Origin of the sequence: Kurthia sp. 11kri321 (assembly GCF_001534765.1) — a bacterium.
Taxonomy (GTDB): domain Bacteria; phylum Bacillota; class Bacilli; order Bacillales_A; family Planococcaceae; genus Kurthia; species Kurthia gibsonii.
This window is the reverse complement of sequence record NZ_CP013217.1, coordinates 2,334,555-2,347,590: the sequence shown is the minus strand read 5'-3', so window position 1 is coordinate 2,347,590 and position 13,036 is coordinate 2,334,555. Positions and strand designations below refer to the sequence as shown.

The window sequence follows — 13,036 nt, the reverse complement described above, 5'->3', positions numbered from 1 at the left end:
GCACAAGGAGGCCACAACAATGCAAGATGAACGTAAGCGAATTTTACAGTTAGTTGAAAACGGCACCATTAGCGCACAAGAGGCAATTACATTACTAGAGAAGTTGGATCAAAAAGGTGTAAAGTCAGAAGACGCACCAAAAAAAGAAGAAGTTAAACAATCAACACATCAACAAGAGCAACTAAAAGAAGAACAAACCTATAAACATACACAGGAAGATGAAAAATCGAAAAAAGAAGATGAGTTTATTAATGATATAAAGCGTGATTTTAATGAATTCGGTACAAAATTCATGGACTTTATTGGTGCAGCAGTCAATAAAGTACGCGATATTGACTTCTCTTCGATGACATCAGGAAACAACAAATTTAGTTGGATTGAACCGATTGAAAATACATTATTTGATAACATCAGTGTGGATATGCCAAACGGTCAATTAACCATTCGTGATTCTGTAGATGGTTCGGCTTATTTAGAAGTATCAGCTACACCATTATTCCGAGTGGGCGCTCAAAAAGATTTATCAAATGAAGAAATTAAAAAGCAGTTTAACTGTGGAAACGATGCAGGAACATTACGCATTCATAACACAGCGAAAATGCTGAAAACAGATGTCATCATGTACGTACCGAAAGGCGATTATCGTCGTATTCGTGCTAATCTATTCAATGGTGGTTTTACATTACACAGCATTAATGCGGATCAAGTCAATGTAGAAACGAAAAATGGTTCGATTCATATTTCGGATGTCACATTTGATTCAGTAGATGTTGAATCAGCGAATGGAAGCATTGATATTCGCGATGTTGCAGGACGTGAAGTTGAAGCAGAGACGATGAATGGACGTGTATATATTGACGGTTCATTACGTTCGATTGAAGCGAAATCATTAAACGGACACGTTGTGGTTACATCGAAATCACAACAAACAGAACGCATTAAAGCCAATACAGCAGCAGGGACAATCGAGCTATATGTTCCTGAAAGCGTATCTTTAATCGGTGAATTATCTTCTACATTTGGTAAGATGGATGTTGTTTTGGGAGATGTTGAATTCTTACGTGAAGATAATCAAATGTTCAATAAGTCTGTTCGTTTCCGTAAAGTTGTACCTGACGCACATCAATTAACAATTGATGGCGAAACACAAACAGGCTCTGTCATTGTTCGTTATACTGTATAAATAGATGATGCTGAAACAAAGTGTTGTTTCGGATATACGAAAAAGCTAGGACATAACTGTAAAACACTTTCTCATATGAGCATAAAAACTGGAATCGCGCCGTGGTGCGGTTCCAGTTTTTCATTGTGAACGCTAAAAAATAGAAGAGAAGTGTTTTGTGCTAACCTATTATATATATTGAATCGATTTATGATAAAAAAATAAAAAGTGTCTGTTCTTTGAAAAAAAGAGTGCAAAAAACGTATAAAATCTATTTTTTTGTAACTTATTCCCTGTTATTTTAGTAAAATAGATACTATTAGTTATGTGAAAAAAAGCCTGTTTTTCTGTAGAATGGATGAAATTCGACGAAGTGTTACAAGCGAGGAGCAAATTGAAATGGAACTGTAATGGAGAAATGATTTTTAGATGATATACTATTGAAGTGCAGTTGAGTTCTTAGATACCTATGTGCTCAAATTCAGTAGTCACAAAGAGAAACGAACTACAATTTATAATAATAGGTGGTACGAACATGATCGAAATGAAAAATGTTGTAAAGAAGTACCCGAATAGTGTAGTAGCTGTTAAGGGACTGAACATACAAATTAAGCAAGGTGAGTTTGTTTATATTGTTGGACCGAGTGGTGCTGGTAAGTCGACATTCATCAAAATGATGTATAGAGAAGAAAAAGCAACTTCAGGTGAAATCAAAGTAAACGGAACAGACCTTACAACTTTAAAAGATAGAGAAATTCCGTTTTTGCGTCGTAATATGGGTGTTGTTTTCCAAGATTTTAAATTATTACCTCGTAAAAATGTATATGAAAATATTGCATTTGCTTTAGAAGTAATTGAAAAAGATCCAGAAGAAATAAAAAAACGTGTAATGGATGTTTTAAAATTAGTTGGTTTAACGAAAAAAGTAAAAATGTTCCCGGATGAATTATCAGGTGGTGAACAACAACGTGTGGCAATAGCACGTTCTATCGTTAATTCACCTAAAGTCGTGATTGCAGATGAGCCGACAGGTAACTTAGATCCTGAAACATCATGGGAAATTATGCGTTTATTTGATGAGATTAATGCTAGAGGAACAACGATTATTATGGCTACACATAACAAAGATATTGTAAATACAATGCGTAAACGAGTAATCGCCATTGAAAACGGACAAATTGTTCGAGATGAACGTGGGGGTGACTACGGTTATGAGTTTTAATACAATGAAGCGTCATTTTAAAGAGAGTTTCATCTCGATGGCACGAAATCGTTGGATGAGTTTTGCATCAATTAGTGCTGTAACAGTAACACTACTATTAGTTGGTGTATTTTTAACAATCATGATGAACTTGAATAAGATGTCTACAGATATTAAGAATGATGTTGAAATTAAAGTATTAATTGATTTAAGTGCAAACGAAACATCAGAAGCAGAATTACAGCAACAGGTAGAAAAAATGCCAGGTGTAGAATCTGTAAAGTATTCGTCGAAGAAACAAGAGCTTGATAAATTAGTCAAAGATTTTGGTAATGATGTTTCACTATTTAAACAAGAAAATCCACTTCATAATGTACTGTATGTGAAGGCAGATGATCCTGAACAAACAGAAAAAGTCGCAAAAGAGATTGAGAAAAATCCAGCTGTCGACACAGTGAAGTATGGTAAAGATAAAATTGAAAAATTATTTAATGTATTAAATATTAGTCAAAAAGTAGGCATTGTATTAATTATTGCGTTGTTATTAACAGCGACATTCTTAATTTCTAATACAATTAAAATTACGATTACAGCACGTCGTCGCGAAATCGAAATTATGAAATTGGTTGGAGCAACGAATTCATTTGTTCGTGTGCCATTTATTTTAGAAGGTATGTGGTTAGGAGCAATCGGTTCAATTCTGCCAATTATCGGTGTCACAACGCTTTATAGCATTGTGCATAGTTCGCTTGCGCCAAAACTTGAAAGCAGTGTTGTTCAAATTTTAGATGTCATGCCGTTCATTTTAGAAGTTGATATCATTCTACTTGTCATGGGTGTATTAATTGGTGTAGTCGGCAGTTTTATGTCTGTTCGAAAGTTTTTAAAAGTATAGGAGGATTTTGTTGTGTTACAAAAAAATAAAGTAATCGCAGCAGCACTTGCAACGACGCTCTTAGTACCTACTATGAGCGCGAGTGCTGAATCTGTTAGTGATTTGAAAAAAGAGAAAAATGCGTTGGATCAAAAGAAAAGTAAAATCAGCAAAGAACTTCAAGCTAAAAAAGAAAAAATTGCAAAAGCCCAAGCTGAAATTGAGAAGTCTGCAAAAGAAGTTTCGAAAATCACAGTGAAAATTCAAGAGACAGATAATAAAATCGAAGGTGTAGAGCAAAAGATTGCACAGACAAAGTACGAGATTGAAAAATTACAAAAATCAATTGAAGTACTTCAAAAGAAAATTGATGAGCGTAATGAAATCTTAAAAGAGCGTGCACGCGCAATGCAAGAAACAGGTGGACAAGTTGGCTATATCGATGTTCTTTTAGGTTCTAATAGCTTTTCTGATTTTATCGACCGCGTCTCAGCAGTGAATGAAATTGTCAATGCGGATGAACGCATTGTAGAAGAACAAAAAGCTGACCAAGCAAAAGTAGAAGAACAACAAAATCAAGTGAAAGAAAAACTTGCTGAACAAGAAGATCGTAAAAAAGAATTAGAAGACTTAAAAGCAAGCTTGAAAAAACAACAAGATAAGAAAAAAGCAGCTTTAACACAGATGGAACGCAAACAAGCAAAACTGAATAAAGAGCGTAAAGGATTAGAAAATCATTATTCAGAAGTTGCAAGTGTCAGCTCGAAAGTACAAAAGAAAATCGAAGCAGAGCAGCGTAAAGCAGCTGAAAAAGCACGTAAAATGGCTGAGGCAGCAGCAGCGAAAAAAGCTAGTGCAGCGATTTCAACAACATCCAATTCAATTTCAAGTGGCTCTTCATCAAGTGCAAGTGTAGGATCTGTACCAACAGCTTCATCGGGTACTTGGATGAAACCAGCACAAGGTCGATTCACTTCAGGTTTTGCAGGACGTGACATTGGTGCAGGAGCAGAATATCACTATGGTATTGATATTGCGAATAGTGAAGGGACACCAATTGTAGCAGCAGCAGACGGTGTTGTATTCCGAGCAAGTCCACTATCTACATATGGTAATGTCGTGATGATTACACATAATATTAATGGTCAAACATACACATCACTTTATGCACATATGAGTCGTTTTGGTACATCAGTTGGTAAAACAGTTAAAAAAGGTGAAGTTATTGGTTACATTGGGTCAACAGGACGTTCAACAGGACCTCATGTTCACTTTGAAATTCATATTGGTTCTTGGGTGAATCAAGCAACGGGTGCTGTAAACCCACTGCAATATATTTCACTATAATTCAATTCAAGAGGAGAGAATTGAATTGAAGCTGAGTCTGAAGAGAGAGAAAATCACTTCAGACTCGGCTTTTTTAGTTGTATTTCATATAAGAATATTATACCGTAACGGGTATAGGAGGATGTCTATGCAAAATAATATGTGGTACACCATATTCAATCTATCATTACCTGCAACATCGCTCGCCGTTTTAGGCGCAATGAGTATAACGATTCTTTTTCTCTTTATTTTAAAACGTAGAAAATGGATTGATTCATTTTTAAATTATTTCGTTCTTTTTATATTAGTTTGGAAATTTAGTTATGTTTTAACGAATTGGCAAGAAGTTATGAATTACCCACTTTCGATGCTTTATTTTGATGGTGGAACATTTGGTATTGCGTTGGCAGCGATCATTTTATTCATCTATAGTGTTTTACGGGTGAAAAGCGAAAAAGATACGATTCAACAACAGAGTTTCTATTGGCTTAGTATGTATAGTAGCTCGCAGTTTTTATACGCACTTTTAAATGATGGAGTGTTATGGCTAACGATTTTGATGGTTTTCTTTAACTTGGCTATTCTTATTTTAATCTTGTGGCAACGTTCTTTTAAAAAAATGGATCGTTTTGCGTTACGTATGACACTTATTTATTTATTGTTTACACTATTAGTTGAACCACTCGGTTTTCAACAACCTAAACTATGGATGATCTTAACATTTATTGTCTATACAGCATGGTATCAGTTTAAAATGAAAAGGAGCGAACTTTCGTGAAGTGGCAAAGAATTGCAAGTTTTGTTTTAGTAATTGCGCTAATTGGCATTGCGGTTACAACAATTATTCAAAAAAATACAGAACCAAAAGAACAAAAAAAAACAGTCGTTGAGGGGAAAAAACCAGAAGATATTCCTGGTATTGCAATCGGGCAAAAAGCACCTGATTTTACGCTTCGAACATTAGAAGGTGAAGAAGTTTCGTTATCGGATTTTAAAGGGAAGAAAGTTATGATTAATTTCTGGGCGACATGGTGTCCACCTTGTAAAGCTGAAACGCCCCACATGGTTACATACTATAATGAACATGCGAAAGATGAGAATTTTGTCATTTTATCTGTCAATGCGATGAGTACTGAACGTAAGAGTACGGATGTTGAGAAGTTTATTGACAAATATAATATGACGTATCCTGTTGTGATTGACCCACGCGGTGAAATTATTAAAAAATACGATGTATTAAACTTCCCTACATCATTCTTTGTGAATACAAAGGGAGTTATTCAACAAAAATTAAATTTAGTGAATGAACAGCAGCTTGCTGATGTTGTAAAGTCATTAGATTAATTCAATACCTTTTAAGGCTTTAGCAAACTGTTGCTGAAGTCTTATTTTATGTTAGCTCTTGTTTTACTTTGTATGAAAAGGGTAAAAATAGTCGATATGTAATAGAATATGCTACTCATTAAAACAGCCTTTTGGTACAATTATGATAAGCTACCATTTCTTAATATAATGGGGTATAAATAAATCTTTTAGAGGTGGGAACAACTGTGTTTTGGGACATTATTGTCGAATTATTAAAAGGCGTTTTACGTCTATTTATGAACCCCTTACTTTATATAACCATCATCTTCACCGTTTTATTAGGTTATCGTCGTGTCATTCGTGAACGTCAATCTTTTAAAATTCGTATTCATTGGGGACTATCTGAAACGATTCGTTTATTACGTGAAGGCTGGCTTGCGGCTTTCTGTGTATCCCTATTTAGTTTATTAGTTGGGATTGTCTTACCGATGGAATATATCATGCTAGTAACCGTGTTATCGATTCTTTTCGTCGTGAGCTTTTATTATCAACTAGCATCTGTCGTATATCCATTCGGAATTGCATTCTTAGTTCTATGGGTAACATTTACACAAAACTGGGGCTTCACATTATTTGGTTTTACAATTAATGCAAGTGATTTTAAGTTAAGTATGCTCTCAAGTATCCCTTTATTAATAGGGATTCTACTAATTGCTGAAGGTATGCTTGTGCAAAAGTACGGGGCAGACTTGGCTTCACCACGATTACAACGAACTGCTCGCGGCTTAAAGGCCGTTACATTCCTTTCAAAAAGATTGTGGATTCTTCCAGTTTTCCTTGTCATTCCAGGAGATACAATCACAAGCTTTGTGTCCTACTGGCCTGTCTTTTCTTTAGGCGGTGAAACATATGGATTTATTCTATTTCCTATCGTCATTGGCTTTCAACAGCGTGCACGTAAGATGTTGCCAATGTACTTCTATCCGCAAATGGGTCGTACCATCGTTTTATTAGGAGCTTTAGTGTTCGTTGAAGGGATTGTCTCTTATTTCTATCCAATTTTAGGATTAGCAAGTGTTCTTGTAGCAATCATTGGGCGTATCCTCATTTCATTTATTTACGGGTTAAGTGAACGAAAAGGCAAGTTTGCAGTGACACCACAGAATGAAGGGGTTGTCATTGCTGCCATTTTACCGAATTCACCTGCTGAGGCGATGGGGTTACAAATTGGTGAAACGATTCGTAAAGTGAACGGGGAATCTGTGCATTCAGAAGAAGAGTTATATCGTGCACTTCAACAAAACGCAGCGCAATGTAAAATTGAAGTATTAGATACAGACGGAGAAGTTCGACTACGTCAACATATCGTGTTCCATCACGATCATTTCCGTATTGGTTTACTACTCGTACAGTAAACGTATGAGGTGAAGCGCTAATTTATGCGTTTCACCTCATTTTATTAACAATAGCTTGTCAGAAACTTTCTACTTAGTTACATCGTATACTAAGTAATGAGTTGTATGTTTTAGAGGGGGTAACAACTGTGCCAGATTGGTTGAGCATTGATCAATTTCAGCAATTAGCTGAACAACATCGCGTTATTGGAACATTCGGTGCAATTTTATTACCATTTATAGAAGCATTTTTACCATTTTTGCCACTAGCTGCATTCGTTGTTGCAAATGCTACTGCTTATGGCTTGTGGTTAGGCTTTTTATTTTCATGGGGAGGAGCTGTACTTGGCTCTTACTGCGTCTTTTTATTAATTCGTAAATTTGGTCACAGTCAATATTTTCGTTTTGTTACGGACCGAACAGGTGTAAAAAAATTAATTCAGTGGGTAGAAATTCAAGGGTTCATGCCATTATTCATTTTACTTTGTTTTCCATTTACACCTTCTGCCATCGTCAATGTGGTAGCAGGACTTTCGAATTTAAAGAAAAAAAGTTATCTTATTACGATTATGTGTGCAAAATTCATTATGATTTTAGTTATTAGTTGGATTGGAGCTGACTTACAATCCCTAATTACAAAACCTTGGAAATCAGTCGTCGTTGTTCTCATCATTGTCCTAATGTGGGTTGGTGGAAAGTATGTGGAGAAACGAAATAATCGTAAAATGGAAGAGCATTTACGTTCACTTCAAAAAGATGATCATGAAAAATTATAAACATTATGAGGGCGAAATGATGAAATTCGTCCTCTTTTTTATTTCAAAATAAAAAAAAGGCGAATCTATGTTTTCATTGTGGATTTTTTGTACAATAAAGGAAGAAGAAAAGGAGGGAAATGAAATGGCTTTAACGATTGTACATGGTCGTGCAGGAAGTGGGAAAACCACGTATCTACAACAAGAGATTATTCGACAGTTGAAAGAAAATCCGACAGGTAATCCACTCTTTTTACTTGTGCCTGACCAAATGTCTTTCTCATCTGAACATCAATTAACAACAGCAGGTGGAATCAAAGGAATGATTCGTGCGCAAGCTACAACATTTAAACGACTTGCATGGCGCGTATTATCAGAAGTGGGTGGAATTAGCCGACAAGAAGTGAATGGCTTTGGTTATCGTATGTTGGTACGAAATGTATTGCAAACACTGCAACCAGATTTAAAACTATTTAAAAAATCTGCGAGTAAACGAGGATTCACTGAAGAAATTGAAGCAGTTTTAAAAGAATTTAGTCATTATCATATAGATCATGCGACTTTACTAGGATTGCAGCAGCAACTAGCTGAACAAGTAAATGCGCCTGTAAGCTTACAAGATAAAATGCATGATTTACAACTTATTATGCAGGCAATTGATGAGCAATTAGGAGAGGCGTATATTGATTCGGAAGGGTATGTTCCACTATTAATTGAAGCGGTCGATCAAAGCCAACTCATTCAGCAATCGCATATTTATATTGATGGTTTTGAAACATTTACAAAGAGTGAATATGAACTTGTATTAAAGTTAATAGTTCATGCTAAAGATGTAACGATTGCCTTACCTTATGACTCAGAGTGGGATACACAAGATCCTCAAGCTTTATTCCACCGCCCAGCGTTGCTCGCTCAAAAATTACGTGATGATGCATCTTCATTAGGTGTTGTCATAAATCCAGCCATCTATTTACAAGAAGCGAAACGATTTCAATCGAATGTGCTTCGTTATATTGAGAAAAACCTACATCACTATCCATTAGAACAGATGACTGAACAGGCAGATCGTGGACTTGAATTATATGCGGCGACGACTAGAAAGGCTGAAATTCATGCTGTGGCACGTCATATTCGTGATTTTATTCAACAAGATGAAACACATCGTTATCGTGATGTAGCCATCTTATATCGACAAGCAGATGTATATGATCCGTTAATCGAAACAATTTTTAAAGAGTATGATTTACCGGTATTCCTCAGCCAAAAGAAACCGATGCTTCATCATCCATTAATCGAGTTAAGTCGCTCTGTTTTAGAAGTAATTGAAAAAGGGTGGATGTATGAACCTGTCTTTCGTGCAGTGAAAACCGATTTATTCTTCCCAGTTGGTGCAAATAAATCAATTTGGCGCGAGCGCGCAGATCGTATGGAGAACTATGTCATCGCAAATGGAATCTACCGTGAACGTTGGTTTGACGATGCGCGTTGGATTTATAAAAAATATCGTGGCCTTGAATTTTATCAAAAAACACAAACAGATGAAGAACGAGCGATGCAAGCAGAAATTGAAGCGGTACGTCAATTGTTGTTGCAACCAATCAAGCAGTTAAGTGACGCACTTACAAAAGCAAAAGTAGGACAAGACTATGCAGCAGCATTATTCAATTTCATGGAAGAGTTGCATGTATATACGAAGTTACAGACGCTTCAAACAGATGAATTAGAACATGGTAAATTATTTGAAGCAGCTGAGCATGAACAAGCTTGGAATGGCTTCATTCAATTACTCGACCAGTTTGTAACAATGTTTGGAAATCAAGAGATGACACTTGAAGAAGTCATTCCGCTATTAGATGAAGGCTTTGATACGTTAGAGTTTGCGCGTATTCCGCCTTCTGTGGACCAAGTGACTGTTGTTAATGCAGATTTAGCACGTCTTTCGAATATTAAAGTAGCCTATGTTGTCGGTATGAATGACGGTGTCTATCCAACACGTATTGATTTCGAAGGAATGATTGCAGATTCTGAGCGTGAATGGTTTACAAGACTGGGCGCTGAGATTGCACCTACTTCTAAAGAGCGTTTATTAGAAGAAGATTTAATCATTTATCGTACACTAACTGCTGCTTCTGAAAAGCTTGTGGTGAGTTATGCGATGAGTGATGAAGAAGGAAAATCATTACTTCCTTCTTTATATATAAAACGTCTGCAAGATTTAACAGGTGTCTCAGAAGAAATCATCTTTATGACACCAGATGAAGCACTGACATCTGAAGATGACTGGGCGTATATCTCACATCCAAGAACTGCACTTGCTTATTTAATGGCGCAGATTCGTCGAAGTGAGCATGACGGTGTTCCATTATCACCTGAATGGCAAGCATTACAGAGTTATTATGAACAAGATCCAACATGGCAAACGATTTATGAACGTCTTATGTATGCGACACATACACATAATAAAACGGAACCGTTGGAACAGCAGATTACAGAGGAGCTATATGGTCGTACGATTACATCTAGTGTATCGCGCGTTGAAAAATATTTTAAATGTCCCTTCTCTCATTTCGCCACATACGGTCTCCGTTTAGAAGAACGTGCGGAATATCGTTTAGAACCACCAACAATCGGTGACTTATTCCACGCGGCACTCAAATGGATTTCAGACGAAACAGCGAAAGAACATATTCAATGGCGTGAACTCTCCATCGAGCAGTGTAAACAACTCGCACGTGACGCGGTTCAAGTCGTCGTGCCACTACTCTACCATCAAATTTTACTAAGTACAGCACGCTATCAATACATCTTACGTAAACTCACAATGATTGTAGAACGCACGATGATTTCGATGCGTCACCATGCAAAAAATGCAGGATTCAAACCAATCGCTGTAGAGGCTGCTTTTGGACCGGGTGAAGCGATTCCGCCAATGGTTATCGAATTAACAAATCAGCATGAAATGAAGCTGCGCGGACGAATCGACCGCATTGACGCCACAAAAGTAGGGGACGAATCATACCTACGTATTATTGATTACAAGTCTTCATCTCAGCGTCTCGACTTGAATGATGTCTATCATGGTTTATCGCTTCAAATGTTGACGTATTTAGATGTTGCAGTCGAAAATTCTACGCATTGGTTAGATGAAAAAGCAGAGCCAGGTGGCGTATTATACGTGCATATGCACAACCCGATGCTCAAGCAAGAAGCGGTACTAAATGAAGTTGAAACTGAAGCAGAAATGCTGAAAAAGTTCAAAATGAGTGGTTTACTACTGGAATCAGAAGATGTCATTTTGGAAATGGATGAAACATTAGAAGATGTCGGCGGACGCTCACAAATCGTTCCTGCCTATTTGAAAAAAGATGGTTCTGTTTCAAAAGGAATGTCTTCTGTTATTCAACGTGAAGAATTAGAGGATTTACGCACATTCGTCCGTAAGAAACACCAAGAAGCAGGCGAAGGAATTTTAGCAGGCGACACAAAAATTAGCCCTTATCGCTTAAAACAAAAAACAGCATGTGACTACTGCCCGCAAAAAGCAGTTTGTCAGTTTGATACAACAGATACACAACAACAATATCGCACATTACGCGCTGAATCAGATGATACCGTGATTGAAAAAATTCGAAAGGAGTCGACAACTTATGATTCCAACTAAACCAGAGAGTGTTACGTGGACAGATGCTCAGTGGAAAGCCATTTGGGCAAAAGGTCAAGATACGCTTGTATCCGCAGCAGCAGGTTCAGGAAAAACAGCTGTCTTAATTAATCGTATGATTGAAAAAGTATTGGACACGACGAACCCAATCGACGTCGATCAATTACTCGTTGTAACCTTTACGAATGCTTCTGCCGCTGAAATGCGTCAGCGTATGTCGAAAGCTTTGGAAGAGGCGATTGATGAAGACCCATCATCTCAGCATTTACGCCGCCAACTTTCTTTAATGAATAAGGCACAAATTTCGACACTTCACTCGTTCTGTTTAAATATTATTCGCCAATATAACTATCTACTCGATATCGATCCAGGTTTCCGTATTGCGAATGATACAGAAGCTGCCTTATTACGAGATGATACCATGGCAGAAGTATTAGAAGAAGCCTATGCAAAAGAAGATAAGCAAGAGGTATATCGTCTCGTCGATGCTTTTACATCTGACCGCGATGATCAGGCGATGGAATTATTAATTGCGCAGTTATACGAGATGTCTCGCGTTAATCCGCAACCGTTTAACTGGCTCGACCGTTTACCAGAACAATATGATGTGACAGGAATTCAACACATTGATGACTTACCGATTGCTGCAATTATTAAACAATCACTGTTATTACAAGTGGAAGCGGCGATTCAATTAGTGCAAGAAGTACGTCAATTAGCGATTCAGCCGAATGGTCCGGATGCTTTTGGTAGTACGGCTGAAAAAGATTTAGAACAATTAATGATAGCACGCGCGCTTGTAACAGAAGGTACATGGTCAGAGATGCAAGCTTACTTCTCGCAGTTCAAGTGGGGACGACTTGCTTCACAAAAGAAAGATACATGCGATGAAGGTATGAAAGAGCGTGCAAAAGCGAAACGTGAACAAGCTAAAAAAATCATCAACGATTCTGTAATGGTTTACTTCACACGCCCACCTGAAAAGCTACTAGAAGAAATGAGTGCGATGAAGCCACTCATTGAGACATTAGTTGATTTAACGAAACAATTTAGTACGCGCTATGCGGCTGTTAAAGCAGATAAGGGTTTGATTGACTTCTCGGATTTAGAGCATTTTGCTTTAGCAATTTTAACAGATGATGATTTACAACCTTCTGAAGTTGCGTTAGATTATCGTGCTCGTTTTGAAGAAGTCTTAGTCGATGAATATCAAGATACAAACCGACTGCAAGAGACCATCTTACAATTAGTAAAGCGCGGTGATGCAGCAGACGGTAATCTGTTCATGGTTGGGGACGTAAAGCAGTCAATTGTGCGCCCATAAGGGTATTGTATATTTCACCATTTGGCGGTGAATA

The 13,036-nt window shown here is 37.2% G+C and carries 9 protein-coding genes and 1 pseudogene; all 10 read left to right on the top strand.

Features of this window, described 5'->3' with window-relative positions; all coding sequences use genetic code 11:
• Window positions 1-19 precede the first annotated feature (19 nt).
• Window positions 20-1,183, top strand: a complete 1,164-nt coding sequence (locus ASO14_RS11830) for a DUF4097 family beta strand repeat-containing protein (protein ID WP_068455512.1) — start codon at window positions 20-22, stop codon at window positions 1,181-1,183.
• A 514-nt stretch (window positions 1,184-1,697) separates the two neighbouring features.
• A complete protein-coding gene (gene ftsE, locus ASO14_RS11825) occupies window positions 1,698-2,384 on the top strand; it encodes a cell division ATP-binding protein FtsE (RefSeq protein WP_068455508.1) in 687 nt (228 codons plus the stop codon).
• Window positions 2,374-3,258 carry a permease-like cell division protein FtsX gene (gene ftsX, locus ASO14_RS11820; protein WP_068455505.1) on the top strand — a complete coding sequence of 295 codons (885 nt, stop codon included), beginning with the start codon at window positions 2,374-2,376 and terminating at the stop codon, window positions 3,256-3,258. Before ftsE ends, ftsX begins: the two co-directional genes overlap by 11 nt.
• Window positions 3,259-3,270: 12 nt before the next feature.
• Window positions 3,271-4,584, top strand: coding sequence for a murein hydrolase activator EnvC family protein (locus tag ASO14_RS11815; RefSeq protein ID WP_068455502.1), 1,314 nt, complete (start codon window positions 3,271-3,273; stop codon window positions 4,582-4,584).
• A 127-nt stretch (window positions 4,585-4,711) separates the two neighbouring features.
• Entirely contained in the window at window positions 4,712-5,341 is a 630-nt protein-coding gene (locus ASO14_RS11810) for a hypothetical protein (protein WP_068455498.1), read from the top strand.
• Window positions 5,338-5,907 (top strand): peroxiredoxin family protein, encoded by a 570-nt coding sequence (locus ASO14_RS11805; RefSeq protein WP_068455495.1) that lies wholly within the window; start codon window positions 5,338-5,340, stop codon window positions 5,905-5,907. The genes ASO14_RS11810 and ASO14_RS11805 overlap by 4 nt, the downstream gene beginning before the upstream one ends.
• A gap of 206 nt (window positions 5,908-6,113) precedes the next feature.
• Window positions 6,114-7,283 (top strand): PDZ domain-containing protein, encoded by a 1,170-nt coding sequence (locus ASO14_RS11800; RefSeq protein WP_231726956.1) that lies wholly within the window; start codon window positions 6,114-6,116, stop codon window positions 7,281-7,283.
• Between the two features lie 128 nt (window positions 7,284-7,411).
• Window positions 7,412-8,038 carry a TVP38/TMEM64 family protein gene (locus ASO14_RS11795; RefSeq protein ID WP_068455492.1) on the top strand — a complete coding sequence of 209 codons (627 nt, stop codon included), beginning with the start codon at window positions 7,412-7,414 and terminating at the stop codon, window positions 8,036-8,038.
• A 124-nt stretch (window positions 8,039-8,162) separates the two neighbouring features.
• The gene (addB, locus tag ASO14_RS11790) at window positions 8,163-11,678 is read left to right on the top strand and encodes a helicase-exonuclease AddAB subunit AddB (protein WP_068455489.1); all 3,516 of its coding nucleotides are present in this window, start codon (window positions 8,163-8,165) and stop codon (window positions 11,676-11,678) included.
• A pseudogene (locus ASO14_RS11785) lies at window positions 11,665-12,996 on the top strand (UvrD-helicase domain-containing protein); the annotation flags it as partial. The gene addB and the pseudogene ASO14_RS11785, both read left to right, overlap by 14 nt.
• Window positions 12,997-13,036: the final 40 nt, after the last annotated feature.